18 protein-coding genes are annotated in these 17,696 nt (G+C 68.7%); 6 read left to right on the forward strand and 12 right to left on the reverse strand.

Annotated elements, in window-relative coordinates; genetic code table 11:
• Positions 1–47: 47 nt before the first annotated feature.
• The 5 genes from ACOZ38_RS33990 to ACOZ38_RS34010 all read right to left on the reverse strand — a co-directional run bounded on the left by ACOZ38_RS33990 (position 48) and on the right by ACOZ38_RS34010 (position 4,043).
• A complete protein-coding gene (locus ACOZ38_RS33990; RefSeq protein WP_424535148.1) occupies positions 48–1,136 on the reverse strand; it encodes a Gfo/Idh/MocA family protein in 1,089 nt (362 codons plus the stop codon).
• Positions 1,137–1,162: 26 nt separating this feature from the next.
• Positions 1,163–1,690 (reverse strand): N-acetyltransferase family protein, encoded by a 528-nt coding sequence (locus ACOZ38_RS33995; protein ID WP_424535149.1) that lies wholly within the window; start codon positions 1,688–1,690, stop codon positions 1,163–1,165.
• Positions 1,691–1,755: 65 nt separating this feature from the next.
• A complete protein-coding gene (locus ACOZ38_RS34000; protein ID WP_424535150.1) occupies positions 1,756–2,664 on the reverse strand; it encodes a hypothetical protein in 909 nt (302 codons plus the stop codon).
• Positions 2,665–2,729: 65 nt separating this feature from the next.
• Positions 2,730–3,662: an NAD-dependent epimerase/dehydratase family protein gene (locus ACOZ38_RS34005; RefSeq protein WP_424535151.1), complete on the reverse strand. Its 933-nt coding sequence runs from the start codon at positions 3,660–3,662 to the stop codon at positions 2,730–2,732.
• Positions 3,663–3,698: 36 nt separating this feature from the next.
• Positions 3,699–4,043 (reverse strand): YrdB family protein, encoded by a 345-nt coding sequence (locus tag ACOZ38_RS34010; RefSeq protein ID WP_424535152.1) that lies wholly within the window; start codon positions 4,041–4,043, stop codon positions 3,699–3,701.
• Positions 4,044–4,218: 175 nt separating this feature from the next.
• Here ACOZ38_RS34010 and ACOZ38_RS34015 point away from each other — a divergent pair, with 175 nt between their 5' ends.
• Positions 4,219–4,677 carry a hypothetical protein gene (locus ACOZ38_RS34015; RefSeq protein ID WP_424535153.1) on the forward strand — a complete coding sequence of 153 codons (459 nt, stop codon included), beginning with the start codon at positions 4,219–4,221 and terminating at the stop codon, positions 4,675–4,677.
• Here ACOZ38_RS34015 and ACOZ38_RS34020 read toward each other — a convergent pair.
• Positions 4,670–5,374, reverse strand: a complete 705-nt coding sequence (locus tag ACOZ38_RS34020) for a carbon-nitrogen hydrolase family protein (RefSeq protein WP_424535154.1) — start codon at positions 5,372–5,374, stop codon at positions 4,670–4,672. The two genes, ACOZ38_RS34015 and ACOZ38_RS34020, sit on opposite strands and share 8 nt — an antisense overlap.
• A gap of 137 nt (positions 5,375–5,511) precedes the next feature.
• On the opposite strand from ACOZ38_RS34020, the gene ACOZ38_RS34025 reads away from it, so the two are divergent.
• Positions 5,512–6,222 (forward strand): TetR/AcrR family transcriptional regulator, encoded by a 711-nt coding sequence (locus ACOZ38_RS34025; protein WP_424535155.1) that lies wholly within the window; start codon positions 5,512–5,514, stop codon positions 6,220–6,222.
• 322 nt (positions 6,223–6,544) lie between these two features.
• On the opposite strand, the gene ACOZ38_RS34030 is transcribed toward ACOZ38_RS34025, so the two are convergent.
• Positions 6,545–6,991, reverse strand: coding sequence for an ATP-binding protein (locus tag ACOZ38_RS34030; protein WP_424535156.1), 447 nt, complete (start codon positions 6,989–6,991; stop codon positions 6,545–6,547).
• A 209-nt stretch (positions 6,992–7,200) separates the two neighbouring features.
• Between ACOZ38_RS34030 and ACOZ38_RS34035 the strand changes: the two genes are divergently transcribed.
• Together ACOZ38_RS34035 and ACOZ38_RS34040 are read left to right on the forward strand one after the other, a co-directional pair.
• Positions 7,201–7,968, forward strand: a complete 768-nt coding sequence (locus tag ACOZ38_RS34035) for a helix-turn-helix domain-containing protein (protein ID WP_424537134.1) — start codon at positions 7,201–7,203, stop codon at positions 7,966–7,968.
• The gene (locus ACOZ38_RS34040; RefSeq protein WP_405140097.1) at positions 7,956–8,168 is read left to right on the forward strand and encodes a DUF397 domain-containing protein; all 213 of its coding nucleotides are present in this window, start codon (positions 7,956–7,958) and stop codon (positions 8,166–8,168) included. Before ACOZ38_RS34035 ends, ACOZ38_RS34040 begins: the two co-directional genes overlap by 13 nt.
• 316 nt (positions 8,169–8,484) lie before the next feature.
• On the opposite strand, the gene ACOZ38_RS34045 is transcribed toward ACOZ38_RS34040, so the two are convergent.
• From ACOZ38_RS34045 to leuA, 5 genes are all read right to left on the reverse strand, one after another.
• Positions 8,485–10,077, reverse strand: a complete 1,593-nt coding sequence (locus ACOZ38_RS34045; RefSeq protein ID WP_424535157.1) for an ABC transporter permease — start codon at positions 10,075–10,077, stop codon at positions 8,485–8,487.
• The gene (locus ACOZ38_RS34050; RefSeq protein ID WP_424535158.1) at positions 10,074–10,994 is read right to left on the reverse strand and encodes an ATP-binding cassette domain-containing protein; all 921 of its coding nucleotides are present in this window, start codon (positions 10,992–10,994) and stop codon (positions 10,074–10,076) included. The genes ACOZ38_RS34045 and ACOZ38_RS34050 overlap by 4 nt, the downstream gene beginning before the upstream one ends.
• A 36-nt stretch (positions 10,995–11,030) precedes the next feature.
• A complete protein-coding gene (locus tag ACOZ38_RS34055; RefSeq protein WP_424535159.1) occupies positions 11,031–11,735 on the reverse strand; it encodes a TetR/AcrR family transcriptional regulator in 705 nt (234 codons plus the stop codon).
• 200 nt (positions 11,736–11,935) lie between these two features.
• Entirely contained in the window at positions 11,936–13,237 is a 1,302-nt protein-coding gene (locus ACOZ38_RS34060) for an ATP-binding protein (protein WP_424535160.1), read from the reverse strand.
• Between the two features lie 303 nt (positions 13,238–13,540).
• The gene (gene leuA, locus ACOZ38_RS34065; protein ID WP_424535161.1) at positions 13,541–15,253 is read right to left on the reverse strand and encodes a 2-isopropylmalate synthase; all 1,713 of its coding nucleotides are present in this window, start codon (positions 15,251–15,253) and stop codon (positions 13,541–13,543) included.
• A gap of 331 nt (positions 15,254–15,584) precedes the next feature.
• Here leuA and ACOZ38_RS34070 point away from each other — a divergent pair, with 331 nt between their 5' ends.
• Together ACOZ38_RS34070 and ctaD are read left to right on the forward strand one after the other, a co-directional pair.
• Positions 15,585–15,830 (forward strand): DUF2630 family protein, encoded by a 246-nt coding sequence (locus tag ACOZ38_RS34070; RefSeq protein ID WP_424535162.1) that lies wholly within the window; start codon positions 15,585–15,587, stop codon positions 15,828–15,830.
• Between the two features lie 215 nt (positions 15,831–16,045).
• Positions 16,046–17,692 (forward strand): cytochrome c oxidase subunit I, encoded by a 1,647-nt coding sequence (ctaD, locus tag ACOZ38_RS34075; RefSeq protein ID WP_424537135.1) that lies wholly within the window; start codon positions 16,046–16,048, stop codon positions 17,690–17,692.
• Positions 17,693–17,696: the final 4 nt, after the last annotated feature.

Below are 17,696 nucleotides of genomic sequence, written 5' to 3' on the forward strand. Positions count from 1 at the left end.
CTCCCGTGTGCCCGACGGACGAGGGGTGTGTCATTAGTGACGATCGGCTACCAGGGGGCGGACTTGCCGTTGAGTGCCTGGGTGACGATGTCCTCGCAGATGGCGTGGGTGGCGAGGGCGTCCTCTGCCGAGATGACCCGGCCCTCCCGTACGGACGCGAGGAACTCCTGGCAGAGCTGCTCGATGCCGCGCTGCCGGGCGACCGGGGTCCAGTCGCCGCGCCGTGTCAGCGTCTCGCCGCCCGAGTGGTCCACCACGTCGGCGAGGTTGGCGACCCGGCGCTTGCCGCCACCGCCGATCACCTCGCAGGTCTCCTCGTTCGCCCCGCTGACCCTGCTCATGATGCCGATCGCGGTGAACATGGACACCTCACCGGCCACCGAGGAGCCACCCGCGTTCCCTGCGGCCCGCCCGACTCCACCCGAGGACTGCTCGCCTCCCCCAGAGACTCGTCCGTCTGCCCCGGAGGCCCGTCCGTCTGCCCCGGAGGCCCGTCCCCCTCCCCCGGAGGCCCGTCCGTCTGCCCCGGAGGCTCGTCCGGAGAGGTGGAGGACCACGTGCTCCAGCAGCCCGTCGCGGAGCCGGAGGTCTACTGACATTTCCGAAATTTCGCCCGGCGCCAGGAATCGCAGCGTATCCACCACATGGATGAAGTCGTCGAAGATGACCCGCCTCGGATCGTCAGGCTGCCCTGCCCGGTTCTTCTGCATGATGACCAGGTCACGCGGCAGCTCCCGCAGCCCGGCGTACCCCGGGGCGTACCGCCTGTTGAAGCCCACCATGAGCGACCGCCGCCGCTCACCCGCCAGCCGTACGAGCTTCTCGGTGTCGGCGAGGTTGTCGGCGATCGGCTTGTCGACGTAGACGTGCACCCCGGCCAGCAGCAGCGACTCCACGATCTCCACGTGCGCCCGGGTCGCGGCGTGCACGAACGCCGCCTCGACGCCGGCGTCGATCACCTGCTCGACCGAGGTGTACCTGGCCGGAACGCGATAGGCCTCACCCAGGCGGTCGAGCGTCGCCCCGTTCCTCGTGCAGAGCAGCAGCTCGATGCCCGGGGTGGCCCCCAGGACCGGCAGATAGGCCTTCTCCGCGATGTCCCCGAGCCCGATCATCGCCACCCGCGTGGTCTCCATGGCGAGAGACTACGGCCGGAGCCCCGTCACAGCGGAGCACGCCTCCCCAGCGGGAAGGCCATGGAGTCGTCCAGCCGGAGCTGGAGCGCGGGATAGCGGGGCACGTCGAACCCGAAGGACCTGTAGAGCGCGAGCCCGTCCCCGGTGGCGTTGAGCTTGACCAGCCGTACCTGGGTCTCGTCCTGGAACCAGGCGAGCAACGCGTCGAGGCAGGCCCTCGCGTATCCACGCCGCCGGCGCCGTGGGTCGGTGCTGATGTTGAACACATGGCCGTGCAGGCCGCTGAGGTTCGCCGGCCCCGGTGCGTGACGGTCGCACAGGCCGGCCGCGCCGCAGACGACCCCGAGATCAGGATCGTCCACGACGAAGGCGGCGAAATCGCCCTTGTCCCCCAGCCGGTCGGCGAACCACGCCTCGGCGACCCGGCGCCACTCGGCGTCCGCACCGCCGTCGTCGGTGCCCATCGACTCCAGCATCAGGCCGCGCAACCGGACCAGAGCGGCGGCGTCGGCCTCCGTGGCCCGCCGGACCGCGGTGTCGGACCCGTTCGTCATAGTCGGCATCCAAGCACCGCCCCGCCCCCCGCCGCGAGCCGTTTCCCCCGTGTCTCGTGGCCCGGTTACGCGACCACCTGCAGCAAGCCCTTCTTCCTGGCGGCCGCGGGCTCGGCGAGGCGCTGCGACTCCTTGCCCGTGCGGTCGAGCACGACCAGGGTGTTGCGCGTGGCACCGGCGACCCGGACCACCAGCCGCCCGTCGGGCAGATAGAGCGCGCCCAGCAGGCGCCCCTTGACCGGGATCGCCACCTGCTTGCCGGAGACCATGTCCACGATGGTCGGCCTGAACGCACTGGGCCAGCCGCCGTCGCCCGTCGGCTCGCCCTTGGGCACGACGTTCACGATGACGTCGCGCCCGCCGGGAGACACGCTCTGCACGTGGGTGGGGGCCGTGATGCCCTTGGCCTTCGCCGACCTGCCGGTCCGCAGGTCGAGCCGGTAGACGGCATCGGCGGTGCCGGTGTAGCCCGCCAGGTAGCGTCCGTCGCCGGACCAGGCGAGGTGGCAGACGCCGGGGGTCGTACCGGCCTTGTGCCGGCCGGTGCCGTCGGCGTTCACCACCATGACGGAGTCCTCCTTGCCCGCCGGGACGAACGCCACCTGCCTGGAGTCCGGCGACCAGGCGGGCGTGAGGCAGGGGACGCCTGTCGGCACGTTCTTGGCGACGGTCGTCACCTTGGCCCCCTTCTTGACCTTCACCTCTCCGCGCTGCGTGACCCAGGCGACCTTCGTGCCATCAGGTGAGGCGGCGAACTGGGAGTTGTCCGACGGCTCGCCGATCCGTACGAAGCCCTTGCCGGGCACGTAGCGGTCGACGCCGAACTTCTGGTCGTAGGCGAAGTAGACCGCCTCGCCGGTGATCGGCCGCGGCGCCGCTCCCGCCTCGGCGGAGGCTGCCGGCGTGTACGCGGAGATGAGCACGGGGGAAAGCATGGCCGCCAGCGCGGCACCGGCCAGTGCACGATTGTTCACAGTGACTCCCTGTCTGTCGGTCGGCTCACTGTTGGACGCCGGTACCGCCCCGTATGTTCGCAGACTCACCGCCCGGCGCGCAGCCAACCGATGGTGTGCTTGAGGGCCTCGTCCATGGGGGTCGGGGGGATGCCGAAGGTGGTCTCGAAGGCCGAGGAGTCGACGACGAAGGGCCGGACGAACTGGTAGCGGGTCTCCTCCAGTTCGCGCAGCAGGGGCGAGAACAGCCCGGCCGCACGCATCACCAGGTGGGGGATGCTCCTGAGTCGGGGCGCCGGGGCGCCGGCGATCGCGGCGGTGCGCTCGGCCACCTGGCGGATCGTCAGCGCGGGGCTCGTCGGGACGTGCCAGGCGCGGCCCCATGCCCGCTCGTCGGTGGCGACCGTCGCCAGGGCACGGGCCACGTCCGGGAGGTAGGTGAGGCTGTGCGGCTGGTCCGGGTCGGCGGGGATCCATGCCGTCTTCCCGGCCAGGATCGGCGCGGTGAAGCGGTCGCCGAACACCGACTGGGCGGACATCCCCGGCCCGAAGTAGTCGGATCCGCGCACCTCGGTCATCCGTACCCGCCCCGCCCGGTGGGCGGCGAGCGCGTCGGACCACATCCGCGCCCGCACCTGGCCCTTCGTACCGGGCGCGGCCATGGGCAGGTCCTCGGTCATCGGGCGGTCGACCGGCCCGTACCCGTAGAGGTTGCTGAGGGTGACCAGCACGGCGCCGCTCCGCTCCGCCGCCGTGAGCAGCGCCGTGGCCATCGGCGGCCAGTCCTGCGCCCAGCGGTGGTACTGCGGGTTCGCGCAGTTGTAGAGCGCGTCGGCGCCCTTCGCGAGGTCGGTGAGCCGCTCCGCTTTCCCGGCGTCCGCCGCCACCCGGGTGACTCCGGCCGCGGCCGGGCCTGAGCCGGACCTGGTGACGACGACGACCTCGTGACCGTCCGCCGCGAGTGACTCGGCGAGCTGCGAGCCGACCTGTCCGGCACCGACGATGACGTGCTTGCCCATGGTTCTGGCTCCCTATCTGCTTTGCGAGGGTCGTTCTCAGACCTGGTTCCACACGATCCGCAGGATCGCGTTGACGACGAAAAGAGCGGCGAAGACGACCGACGTGGTGATGAGGCCGGCGGCGGCCGCCGCGGCGACGCCACCGCCGAACCAGACGATCTCCAGGACGGCGCGCGCCAGGCCGTGCAGCGGGATGCCGGCCTTCGGCGACCCGAAGACGCCCCACACGACGGCGAACAGCACCGGAGCTCCGACGCCCAAGAGGATCTTGAGCCACCAGCCGGAGGCGAACGTGAAACCCCAGTAGCCGACGGCCCCGTAGACGCCCAGCTCCAGGAAGAACATCAGGGCGGCGTTGGCACCCTTGGACACGGCCAGCATCGTGCGCTCCAGCTCTGTGAGGTTACATCGCTCCGCTTCGAGAGCAATGCTCTCTCAAGAGAGCACCTGACGTCAAGAGCAGTGCTCTCGAATCAACTAGCCGCTCCCAGCTTCCACGTCGTCGACGGCTGCCGCCGGGGCGGATCGCCCGCGAAACACGCGATAGCGTGCCTCGGTGGCCGAGTTCCTGATTTGTTGCCTCCTTCTCGCACCTCTGGTCTTCCTCGTACTGGCCGTCCGGCTGGCCCTGCGTGTCGTCCGTGCCGTCAGGCGGGGCCGGCCACCGACACCCGCGCAGGCCCTGTCGCCGAAGCCGCTGCTCGAACTGGCCGCGATGTCGTTTCTCGGCACCGCGCTCTGCTGGGCCGCGGGCATCGGATCGGGCTTCTACATCCTCGACCCCGACCAGATGTGCGGGATGGCCGCCGGACGGGCCTTCAGCGCCTTCAGGACCATCGAGACCCAGGCGTCGTTCCCGGTGAGACAGATCTGCAGGTGGACGGACGGATCCGGCTACGACCTCGTGCCCGCCTGGGTCAACCCCGCGATCGCCCTGTTCATCGCGGCCTTCCTCGCGAGCCTGCTGGCCTGCCTCGCCGGGCTCATCCTGCGCCGCCGACAGGTCCTCAGGTGAGCGTCGCGCGGGTGATGGCGCCGACCTCGGGGCCCGCCTGGGCGATCACGGCCCCGTCGGCCGACCAGATGCCAGAACGTCCAGCGGCGTGGTCGTAGCCACCACCGGTCGACCCGGCGAAGCCGGCCACCGCGACCGGGACCCGGTGGTCGGCGACCACGCGACGGGCGCGCTCCTCCTGGACGGCCGCGTCCCCCACGGACTCCAGGACGGCGGCCACGTAGACGTCGATCCCCAGGGCGGCGGTGTCGGACGCGTGCCGCGGCACGCCGGTGTCCTTGCAGATGGCCAGGCCGAGCCGCCATCCGCCGACGTCGAGCACGGCAGGCTTGCCACCCGGCGTGAACCGCTCCGCCTCGATGGCGCCGAGCCACATCTTGCGGTAGGCCACGGTGACACCGGTGCCTTCGACGGCCAGCATCGCGATGTGCGAACGGCCCTCCTCGCCCCGCACCGGAGCGCCTGCCAGCGCCACCGATCCCGTCTCGGCGCAGGCCTCGATCATCGGGGCCAGCCGCGGATCCTCGGCTGTGATCGCCGGGGCGTCCAGCTCGTATCCCGTCAAGGAGAGCTCGGGAAAGACGACCACCCTGGCCCCGGCGGCACGTATCGTCTCCGCGTGTGTCATCGCGTTCACCGAGACGTCGTAAGGAACGCACGACGGCTGGGCGACGGCGATGGTAAGCGGCTCACGCATACGAATTCCCACCCTTATAAGAACTCAAGCGACGATAAATCGTATCCTCTAATCCTATTTACGGATCTTGCTATCCAAATAGAGAGGTAGAGAGCGGTGCTCTCGATTCACGGCAGCGCTCTGATAGGATCCGGTGGATGAACGCCAGCCGTACCGCTCGCGAACGTGTCCGCGCCGAGCTGATCAGCGAGATCAAAGAGGTGGCCCGGCGCCAGCTCGCCGTCGAGGGCGCCTCCGGGCTCTCCCTGCGCGCCGTGGCACGGGAGCTCGGGATGGTCTCGTCGGCGATCTACCGTTACTTCCCCAGCCGCGACGAGCTGCTCACCGCGCTCATCATCGAGGCGTTCAACGCGGTGGGGGCAGCCGTGGAGGAGGCCGACGCGGCGTGCCCCCGCGACCGCCACCTCGACCGGTGGATGGCCACCTGCCGGGCCATACGCACCTGGGCGCTCGCCCACCCGTACGAGTACGCCCTGATCCACGGCTCCCCCGTGCCCGGCTACGTCGCGCCCCAGGACACCGCGGTGGCCGCCGCCCGCGACGGCATCATCTTCGCGGCGATCCTGCGCGACGCCGACGAAGCGGGGCGGTTGTCGCCGTTGCCAGGCCTTCCCCCAACTCCCGAAAGCTTCGCGGCGGATGCCGGGCCGCTCCGCGAGGCACTGTTCTCCAGGCTCTCCGACGACATGATCCTTCGGGCGCTGGAGTCCTGGACCGCCATCTACGGCTCCGTGAGCTTCGAGCTGTTCGGCATGTACAAGAACGTCATCGAGCAAGACCGCGCCGCCGCCTTCGACCACGTGGCGCTGACCCACGCGCATCTGCTGGGCCTGACCCCCACGAACTGAACGGCCCGGCCACTTCTCGCTGACACGCCGGTCGCCGCCCTGGCGACACGTCGAGGAGATCGCCGTGGCGGCGGATGCGTCACCTCGTACCTGCAACAACTACTTCTCCAGCCGCGAGGAGACGATCTAAAGGGCACCCGCGCCGCGCGCCGGTCTGAAGTGTGGTGTGGCCCCCCGCGGGGGCGCGACCGAGGTCGCCGGGGGGCCGGTCCGGGCGGGGCACGAGGGGAAGGCCCCGGCCGGACGTCTGGTGACGGGCTCCCTTCTCACCTCCGCCGAGGAGCCACGTCCAAAAGGCAAGCCGCTTGCGGGGCGGCGCCTTCTAGCCGGACACGCGAGTTGGCGCGTCATCACGAGCCTTGATCAACCGGATGGCACACCAGACGGTACGGCCCAGACCCGGGCCGAGTTCACGCGTTCCCCAGGCGAGCGAGATCTCGCGGACTATCAGCAGCCCCCGGCCGTGCTCGGATTGCGGCTCTTTCCGTACACGAGGGCCGGAGAAGATGGAACCCGGATCACTCACCTCAACGACGACGGCGTCGTCCGCCTCGATGAGGGTGAGGCCGATGAAATCGCTCGGCTTCGAGCTGGAGTGCGTGATCGCATTGGTCACCAGCTCGGATGTGGCGAGGACTACGTCGTCGATGACGGGATGGGCGGCTCCCAGCCATCCGCGCACTTCAGAGCGTGCGCGCGAAACAGATTCGTGAACACTGGCGAGAGTCGCCGCTCCGAGAATCCTCGGCTCCGCGCTCGATGGCTCCATGACTTCCCCTGCTCGAAAATTCGTTCCCGATCGACCTTTCCACCTTCCCAGGCTTTGGCTACAGTGTGTGATTGATCAACTTCAACCAGTCATCAACGCTTTTACTGAAACCCCCGGTGAAAAGCTGAGGAAGAGCCTTCGGAGCCCCCGATGCAAAGGAAATCGATCTCAACCCCTCCGAATCCCCGACCGCCCTGTTCGGCTTCGAGCTGCGGCGACACCGCAAGGAACGAGGATGGTCCCAGCTGCGCCTGGCCCGCGCGGTGCCGTACTCGGTAGGCACGATCAGCATGATCGAGACCGCGAAACGGTCACCGTCCGAGGAGTTCGCCCGCCACTGCGACGAGGCTTTGGAAGCCGAAGGGGCATTGATGCGCCTCTGGCCGATGGTCAGTCGTTCGACGGCCCCGCCCTGGTTCCGTCCATGGCTGGACGTCGAAGCCACGGCAGAAGCTCTTCGCACCTGGGAAGCGCTGGTGATTCCCGGGCTGTTCCAGACCGAGGACTATGCCAGAGCGATCTTGAGTGGCGAGATCGGTGTGACACCCGAGCAGATCGAAGAACAGGTGGTTGCGCGGATGGAACGCCAGTCGATTCTGAGGCGCCCCAAACCTCCGCTCCTTTGGGTGGTACTCGACGAAGGAGTCCTGAAGCGCCCGATCGGCAGTCCCGCCGTAATGGCCGCGCAGCTCGAGCATCTCCTCGAAGTCGGGCAGCTGCCTCGGACGACCATCCAGATACTCCCGCACAGCGCCTACTCCACGACCGGCCTCGCCGGTGGGTTCGTTATCGCACAAGCGCAGGGTGTCGCCGATACGGCGTACGTCGAATCAGCCGGGATATTGGGACGGGTAACCGAACGACCAGAAGACCTCCGAACCCTAACATTCAGGTACGAAGGAATACGGTCCGAAGCGCTCCCCCAGCGGGATTCCATGGAGCTGATCAAGGAGACCATGCATCAATGGACGAGCTGACTCTAGAACTGGAAGCGGCCGTTTGGCGTAAGTCCACCTGGTCAGGCCCGGACGGCGGTAACTGCGTTGAGGTCGCGAAGCTGTCCGGTGGACGTCGAGGGGTCCGTGACAGCAAGAACGTCACGGGACCGGCGCTGGTGTTCACCGGCCGGCAGTGGAACGCCTTCGCCAAGAGCATCAAGAACGGCGACCTCGTCTAAGGCGGCCTCAACGAACGTTCACCAGGTCGGCCACCGTACAGCGGCGCCGGCATCGCCGTACCACGTCCCGCCGCGTCGGCGCCGGGTGTATGTACGGCGGTGGCGAAGAAGGGGTAGCCATGGGCTCGACCCAGCCACGCCACCCGTCCGGGTGGCTCGACCCCCCCTGGCACGACCCACCCCCGGCACCACCCGGCACGATTCAGCCACTCGGCACGATCCGGCTGCGCCAGCCGCGCGATCGGCCTGCCGAAGGCGGGGACCGAGAGGAGCACGGTGGCCCGGTGCCCGTCGCGGCGGGCACCGGGTGTGTGGGTCAGATGACGGGGATGTCGCGGCGGCGCAGGGCGGTCAGGCCGGCGGTGGCGATCGCCACGGCGATCACGACGAGCCAGACCAGGGGCGCGGCGGACACCGCGGCCGCCGGGGCCTTAGGGATGTGGGTGAACGGCGAGACGTCCATGAGCCCCTGGCTGAGCTGCAGGGCAGCACCGACCAGGCCGAGGAGCAGGCAGACCGCGAGCGCACCCCACGCGGCGGGGACCAGGCGGGGCAGCAGCCCTGACAGCGCGATCGCGATCGCGGCCAGCACCCACACCGCGGGTAGCTGCACGATGGCGCCGGCCAGCACTCGGGGCAGGTCTCGGCCGACGTCGCCGGTGTTCAGCCCATGGGCGAGCCCGCCGGCCAGCCCGGCGGCGGTCAGGGCGGCGGCCGGACCGAGAACCGCGAAGGTGATGTGGCTGCCCGCCCACCGCAACCGGCCGACCGAGGCGGCCAGCAAGGGTTCGGCGCGCAGGGCGCTCTCCTCGGACCGCAGCCTGAGGGTCGCCTGGATCGCGTACGCCGCGGCGATCAGCCCGAGCAGGCTCATCATCGAGGCGAGGTAGGCGTCGATGAGCGCTCCTGTGCCTCCCATCCGGGCGAGGATGTCCTGCATCACATTGTCTCGTGCCAGGTCGCCGATGTTCTTCGCCAGGCCGCCGAGCACGACACCGAGCACGGCGAACCCGGCGACCCAGCCGGCCAGCAGGTTCCGGTGCAACCGCCAGGCCAGGGCCAGCGGCGTGCGCAGGCCGGGCGCGGCCGTGGCGGGGCCGAGGCGCGCCGGCAGCAGGCCGGCGCCGACGTCTCGCCGCGCCGACAGCGCGACGGCCACCATGCCGAGCACGGCTGTGAGGCAGGCGGCGAGCGACAGCAGCCACCAGTGGTCGCCCCCATAGGCATGGATCCGCACCACCCACGCGATCGGCGACACCCATGACAGGACGCCGTCGCCGCTCCCGCTGAGGTCGCCGGCGATCCTCAGCACGTAGGCCGCGCCGAGGGTGCCGACGGCGATCCCCCGCGCACTGCCGGCTCCGTCGGTGAGCTGCGCGGTCAGCCCTCCGACCGCGGCGAACACCCATCCGGCGGCGGCGCACTCCGCTCCCAGGGCGAACGAACCGGCGGCGGGCAGGCCCTGGCCGATCAAGGCGAGCCCCATGAGGAGCGCAAGAACGACGTTGGCGCCGAACGTCGTGGTCAGCGCCGCGGCGAGGCCCGCGTGCCGGCCCACCACGGTCGAGCCGAGCAGCTCACGGCGTCCGGCCTCCTCCTCGGTGCGGGTGTGCCGGATGACCGCGAGGAGGCTGATCAACCCCACGATTACCGGTATGAAGCCTGACCGCCATGCGACCAGCTCACCGAGACTCGACCCGTACGGACGACCGTAGAGCGCGACGAAACCCGCGTTGCCCGCGCTGGCGTCGGCGTACTGCTGACGCCCCGCGGCCGTCGGATAGATCTCGTTGATGGAGGCCACGTAGCTGAGCGGGATGACGCTGAGAATGGGGATCCACAGCATCAGCAGCCGGTCTCGCCGCAGGATCAGGCGGACCAGCTTGCCGGTGCCGGTCAGGGTCGTCATCGCGGCACCTCGGCGTGATCTTCACCGTTCGCTCGGGTGCGGTCGTAGTGCCGCAGGAACAGCTCCTCCAGGGTGGGCGGCTGGCTGACGAGGCTGCGCACGCCCACGTCGGTGAGATGGCGCAGCGCCGCGTCCAGCGAGCCGGTCTCGACGTCGAAGCGCACCCGGCCGTCCTGCGTCCGCAGGTCGTGCACACCCGGCAGATCCTCCAGACCGCTCGCAGGACCGGCCAGCTCGGCCTGGATGGACGTGCGAGTCAGGTGCCGCAGCTCGGCCAGGGTGCCGGTCTCCACGGTCCGGCCCTCCCGGATGATGGTGACCCGGTCGCACAGCGCCTCGACCTCGGCCAGGATGTGGCTGGACAGCAGCACGGTGCGGCCGTTCCGGCGCTCCTCCGCGATGACCTCGCGGAACACCTCCTCCATCAACGGGTCCAGGCCCGAGGTCGGCTCGTCCAGCACCAGCAGCTCCACATCGGAGGCCAGCGCGGCGACCAGCGCCACCTTCTGCCGGTTGCCCTTGGAGTACGCGCGGCCCTTCTTGCGGGGGTCCAGATCGAACCGCTCCAGCAGGTCGGCGCGGCGCCGCTTGTCCAGCCCACCCCGCAACCGGCCGAGCAGGTCGATCACCTCACCTCCCGACAGGTTCGGCCACAGCGTGACATCGCCGGGCACGTACGCCAGGCGCCGGTGCAGCTCGGTGGCGTCACGCCAGGGGTCGCCGCCGAGCAGCGCGGCCGTACCGGCGTCGGGGCGCAGCAGCCCGAGCAGGACGCGGATGGTGGTGCTCTTCCCGGCTCCGTTGGGGCCGAGGAAGCCGTGTACCTCGCCGGTGCGCACGGTCAGGTCGAGCCCGTCGAGGGCGCGGGTGCGCCCGAACGTCTTGACCAGGCCCTCAGCGCGGATCGCCTCGGTCATAACCGTGCTCCTTCGGACGTGGAGCGTGGCTCCGCGTCATCGCGGGTCGCCTCGGTCATCGCTTGCTCCTTCACCCGCGGAGTCCGGCTCCGCGGCGGTAGGGGGTTGTTGCGCTCGTAGTTCGTCTAGCACCGCCTGCGCTTGGGCGGCCAGCTCTGGGCTGAGCAGGGCGTGCGAGTGGAAGTCCACCATCGCCCTGATCATCCGCAGGCTTCCTTCGGGGGCGAAGACGTCGGCTCCCAGGGCGCGGGAGACGTGGTCGTGCAACACCAGCAGGCCTGCCTGCATCGCGACGAGCACCGCGGCGTAGGCCCGGGGATCGCTGGTGTGGTCAGGGCCGTGGGTGGCCAGCCACTTCTCGCCGAGCTCGACCATGTCGTCGAACGTGGTCGCGGCAGCCGGCGAGCCGTCGACCATCGCACGCGCGAAGTAGCGGTAGCCCAGCAGCACCGTCGGGTGGACGCTCAGGAACATGCCCGTATCGCGCGTGCCGCCCCGGAGCATCCCTTCCTTGATGCGCATCATCCGGTCGAGCATGTGCTCGTCGCAGGCCTCTCGCAGCCCTTCCTTCGACCCGAAGTGGTGGCGGATGAGTCCTCCTGACACGCCCGCCTCCTTGGCGATGTCCCGGATCGTCGTTCCCTCGATGCCCCGCTCGGCGAAGAGGCGCAGCGCCACGTCCCTGATCCGCGCCCGAGCCGTCAGATCCTCGAACGCCGGCTCGCCAATCGGGTGAGTCACTGCTGTCCTCCACTCCTATACGCCAGAATTACCTGCTACACATGATGGCAGGTGAATATACACGCGTATAGCCACCTATCGCAGCGTATAGAGGCAAGAGCGGCGTCCGTCCGGCGTCATCTCACCGTCGAGGGCCCGCGGGGCCGTCCCCACGCGCCGCCGCGCGGGAGCTGGGTATGCCCGTTACCGCGACGGCGCGGTCAGCGCCCTTCCCAAAGGGCGCTCACCGGCATGGCGCGCATGCGATCGCCAAAGGGGAGAGTCTGCGTGCCCGTGTAAAGAACGACTCCGACGATGAAGTCATCACCAAGTCGATCGGCCAGGTGTCGCAGCCCCCTGAAGTCGTCGGATCGCACGGTCGATGACGCTTTGACCTCAATACCAATCACTTGACCTTGGCGGTTCTCCAGGACGGCATCCACCTCGACCTGGTCCTTGGTGCGATAGTGGAACAACTCGGCGCGCTGCTCAGACCAGGTCAGCTGGCGGGCCAGTTCCATGAGGACGAACCCTTCAAGGAGGGGACCGAACAGGCCCTCTGGCCGCACCAGGCTCCTGGAGTCGGCGCCAAGAAGGTTCGCGGCCACCCCCGAATCCACGAACGCGACCTTCGGTGTACTGATCGCACGGCTGCTGATGTTGCGTGACCACGCGGGAATGCGCTTGGTCAGGAACACCTCGTCGAGCAACGCCAGGTAGCGATGGATAGTCGTCGCGGACAGCCCGACGGCGGTGCTCATCGCGTTGGCGACCAGAAGCTGACCCGACCGCGCGGCTAGCAGTCGCACGAGGGCACGCATCTGCGGTACCCGTTCGATCTCCGCCAACTGGCTCACGTCTCGTGCGATGAGGTCGGACACGTACGAGTCGAAGAACCGCTCTCGCCGCCGAGGATTCGATCGAGCGACAGCCTCGGGAAAGCCCCCTCTGACTATCCGCTCCGCGTACTCGTTGCGCGTGACCGCCGAGGTGTGGCGGAGACGCTCACCCTCGGCGAAGAGGGCGTCCACGAAGCCATCGGCTGTGCCGTCGATCTCGCCTTGAGAGAAGGGCCAGAGCTCGATGGTCTCCATCCGGCCGGGCAGTAGATCCGGAAGCGCCCTCAGACCCAGCACTCGCGCTGATCCGGTCAGCAGATAGCGACCAGGCGCCGGGTGGGTGTCCACCTGCTCTTTGATGGCCAGTAACAGATCGGGCACCCGCTGGATCTCGTCGATCACCATGAGTTCCGGGAAGGCGACGAAACCGGCCGGGTCGGTGAGGGCGGCTTGCCGGACCACGGGCGTGTCGAGATTCCGCCACTCGGCCGCACGGTCCTTGGCCAGAAGCCGGACCAATGTGCTCTTGCCACACTGGCGCGCGCCATTGACGAGCACGACACGGGTATCGGCGAGAGCCTCCCCGACAGCCACACTGGCGTGGCGAGGAACAACCTTGCCGAGAGGGGTCTGCGAAGGGACAACCACCAGATCAGCATGGCACAGTGGAACCTCCAACGACATGTTGGCCGCCAGGTTGCTGGCACGTTGGTCGCAATATCACTGGCATGCCGGCCGGAGATTTGCCGGCACGTTGGACGGTACTCAGCCGGCATGTTGGTCGCAGCTGTAGGTTCACCCATGGGCGCGGCGCGCACCGGCGCCCTCAGAGCGAAGTATCGAGCTGACCGGAGTCGCCGCCTGGCTATGCCGGGGTTTCCAGGTCGATGTTGAAGAGGTCGCCGGGCTCATACGAGACCTGAGTGAACCGGATGATCCGGTTCACTCAGGCGGCTCTGACGCGCCCCGATCGCCTGAGGGAAACGGTCAGCGGGTGGCGCGGTTGACGGCCGACAGGATGGCCTTGAGGGAGGCGGTGACGGTGTTGGCGTCGACGCCGATGCCCCACAGCACGCGGTCGCCGACCTGGCACTCGACGTAGGCGGCGGCGCGGGCGTCGCTGCCGGCGCTCATGGCGTGCTCGGTGTAGTCGAGCACCCGTACGTCGACCCCGACGCTGCTGAGCGCGTCGACGAACGCCGAGATGGGCCCGTTGCCCACGCCCTCGACCTCGCGGATCTGGCCGTCGACGCGGATGTCGGCGCTGATGGCGTCCTTCTCGTCCACCTGCGAGACGTTGCGGTGGGCCAGCAGGCCGAAGCTGCCCCAGGGCTTCGCGGGGTTCGGCAGGAACTCGTCGCTGAAGACCTCCCACATCTGGGCGGGGGTGACCTCGCCGCCCTGGGTGTCGGTGTGTGCCTGGATGACGCCGGAGAACTCGATCTGCAGGCGGCGCGGGAGGTCGAAGCCGTGCTCGGCCTTCATGATGTACGCGACGCCGCCCTTGCCGGACTGGCTGTTGACCCGGATGACGGCCTCGTAGGTGCGGCCGACGTCCTTGGGGTCGATCGGCAGGTAGGGCACGGCCCACGCGAAGTCGTCGACCGCCGCCCCGGCCGCCGTCGCGTCGCGGTCGAGGGCCTCCAGGCCCTTCTTGATGGCGTCCTGGTGGGAGCCGGAGAAGGCGGTGTACACCAGCTCGCCGCCGTACGGGTGGCGGGGGTGGACCGGGAGCTGGTTGCAGTACTCCACGACGCGGCGGATCTCGTCGATGTCGCCGAAGTCGATCATCGGGTCGACGCCCTGGGAGAAGAGGTTCATGCCCAGCGTGACCAGGCAGACGTTGCCGGTGCGCTCGCCGTTGCCGAACAGGCAGCCCTCGATGCGGTCGGCCCCGGCCTGGAAGCCCAGCTCGGCGGCGGCGACGGCCGTGCCCCGGTCGTTGTGGGGGTGCAGCGACAGCACGATCGAGTCGCGGTAGGCCAGGTTGCGGTGCATCCACTCGATCTGGTCGGCGTAGACGTTGGGCGTGGCCATCTCGACGGTCGCGGGCAGGTTGATGATGACCTTGCGGTCGGGCGTGGGCTGCCACACGTCGTTGACGGCGTCGCAGACCTCGACGGCGTACTCCAGCTCGGTGCCGGTGAAGGACTCCGGCGAGTACTGGAAGTAGATCTCGGTGTCGCCCATCTGGGCGGCGAGCTTCTTGCACAGCTTCGCGCCCTCGACGGCGATCGCCGTGATGCCGTCCTTGTCCTGGCCGAACACCACACGGCGCTGCAGGGTCGAGGTGGAGTTGTAGAGGTGGACGATGGCCTGCTTGGCGCCCCGCACGGCCTCGAAGGTGCGCTCGATCAGCTCGGCCCTCGCCTGGGTCAGCACCTGGATCACCACGTCGTCGGGGACGCGGCCCTCCTCGATGATCTGCCGAACGAAATCGAAGTCGGTCTGCGAGGCGGCGGGGAAACCGACCTCGATCTCCTTGTAGCCCATGCGTACCAGCAGCTCGAACATCTGGAGCTTGCGGTGGGGGTCCATGGGGTCGATCAGCGCCTGGTTGCCGTCGCGCAGGTCGACCGCGCACCACTGGGGGGCCCGGTCGATGACCTTGTCGGGCCAGGTGCGGTCGGCCAGGCGCACGGGGGCGAACGCCTGGTAGCGCTGGAACGGCATGGGGCTGGGCTGCTGCTGGGGATACATTGCGTGCTCCTGATCGGTTTCTGAACCGGGGCGGCACACGGCAGGACATCACGCCTGAACTGGTCTGACGGATCAGAGAGAGGTCGCCACCGGGATTGACCCACAAGCGGCCGACGCGCATGGCTCGCTCCGCGACGAGGGAGCCGGCCTCTTACAGGCCCTCGCCGCGGCAGCTAAGAAGCAGCCCGCGCAGCATACCCAGACCGTAGCAGACCCCGGGGAGTCGCCGGAACGCGATGCCGGAACCCGGGGGTCGGACCCCTACGAGCACTCGCCCGATGCCGCCGCCTTCCACCCCGTAAGCTCGCATTGGAGATTAGGAGGCACGAAGATGCAGGATGGCGAGATCCTCACCAAGATAAAGGAACTCATCGCGGAGGAGCACCTTCTGCGCGAGCGGGTCGGCACGGGAGACGTCTCCGCCGACGACGAGAAGGCCCGCGTCGGCGAGCTGGAGCAGGCGCTCGACCAGTGCTGGGACCTCCTGCGCCAGCGCAAGGCGCGCCGGGAGTTCGGCGAGGACCCCGACTTCTCCACCCCGCGCCCCGTCGACGAGGTCGAGAACTACGACCAGTAGCCACCAAGCGCGTACGACGGCCAGGTTTTCGCCAAGAAAGCCTGGCCGTTGCTGTCGTGTCTTTGCCGCTCGTTTCGCCAACAGACGCCATTAGCGGGCTGTAATCGGATTACAACCACATGTAGCACGATTGTCAGCCGTGGCGGGGGGTGTGTCGTGCGAGCGCTACGCGACCCTGAGGGGGTGGTCCCGTGACCTCCACCCGAGCGTCCCGAATCGAGGAGCCCCGCAAGCCCGTCCGCAAGGGCCAGCTCATCATCAGATGGGCGACCACCACCGACCACAAGGTCATCGGCAACCTGTACCTCGTCACGTCCTTCCTGTTCTTCTTGCTCGCGGGCGTGCTGGCGATGATCATCCGCGCCGAGCTGGCCCAGCCCGGCCTGCAGTTCGTCACCCAGAAGCGCTACAACGAGCTGTTCACCATGCACGGCGCGCTCATGCTGCTGCTGTTCGCCACCCCGCTGTTCGCCGGCTTCGCGAACGCGATCATGCCGCTGCAGATCGGTTCCCCCGACGTGGCCTTCCCCCGGCTCAACATGCTGAGCTACTGGCTGTTCCTGTTCGGCGGCCTGATCGTCGTCGCCGGATTCTTCACCGCCGACGGCGCGGCGGACTTCGGATGGACCGCCTACGCGCCCCTGTCCACCGACACCTACTCGCCCGGCATCGGCAAGGGACTGTGGATCGTCGGGCTGGTCCTGTCGGGACTCGGGACGATCCTCGGCGCGGTGAACTTCATCACCACGATCATCTGCATGCGCGCGCCGGGCATGACCATGTTCCGGATGCCGATCTTCACGTGGAACATCCTGCTCACCAGCGTGCTGGTGCTGCTGGCCTTCCCGGTGCTGGCCGCCGCGCTGCTGGTGCTGGGGATCGACAGGGAGCTCGGCGCGCACGTCTTCCGCGCCGAGAACGGCGGCGCCCTGCTGTGGCAGCACCTGTTCTGGTTCTTCGGGCATCCGGAGGTGTACATCATCGCGTTGCCGTTCTTCGGCATCATCACCGAGGTGCTCCCGGTCTTCAGCCGCAAGCCGGTCTTCGGCTACATAGGCCTGGTCGGGGCGACGATCGCCATCGCGGGGCTGTCAGCCGTGGTGTGGGCCCACCACATGTTCGTCACCGGTCACGTGCTGCTGCCGTTCTTCTCGTTCATGTCGTTCCTCATCGCCGTGCCGACGGGGGTGAAGTTCTTCAACTGGGTCGGCACGATGTGGCGGGGCCACCTGTCGTTCGAGTCGCCGATGCTGTTCGCCGTCGGCTTCCTGGCCACGTTCCTGCTGGGCGGGCTCACCGGCGTGATCCTCGCCTCACCACCGCTGGACTTCCACGTGAGCGACACCTACTTCGTGGTCGCGCACTTCCACTACGTCGTCTTCGGCACCGTCGTCTTCGCGATGTTCGCCGGGTTCTACTTCTGGTGGCCGAAGATCACCGGCAGGATGCTCAACGACACGCTGGGCAAATGGCACTTCTGGCTGCTGTTCATCGGCTTCCACGCCACCTTCCTGGTGCAGCACTTGCTGGGCACCGAAGGCTTTCCGCGCCGCTACGCCGACTACTCCCCCACGGACGGCTTCACGACCCTCAACCTGGTCTCCTCGATAGGCGCCTTCATCCTCGGCGCCTCGACGCTGCCCTTCCTGTACAACGTCTGGCACACCTGGAGGTACGCCCCGAAGGTGACCGTCGACGACCCGTGGGGGTTCGGCAACTCGCTGGAGTGGGTGACGTCGTGCCCGCCTCCCCGGCACAACTTCCTGTTCCTCCCGCCGATCCGCTCCGAGCGTCCGGCGTTCGACTACCACTACTCCCACCTCGCCATCGAGACCGAGCGGGCGGGCAGGACGCGACCGTGAAACA

The sequence above is a fragment of the Sphaerisporangium viridialbum genome, from assembly GCF_049674955.1.
Classification (GTDB): Bacteria; Actinomycetota; Actinomycetes; order Streptosporangiales; family Streptosporangiaceae; genus Sphaerisporangium; species Sphaerisporangium viridialbum.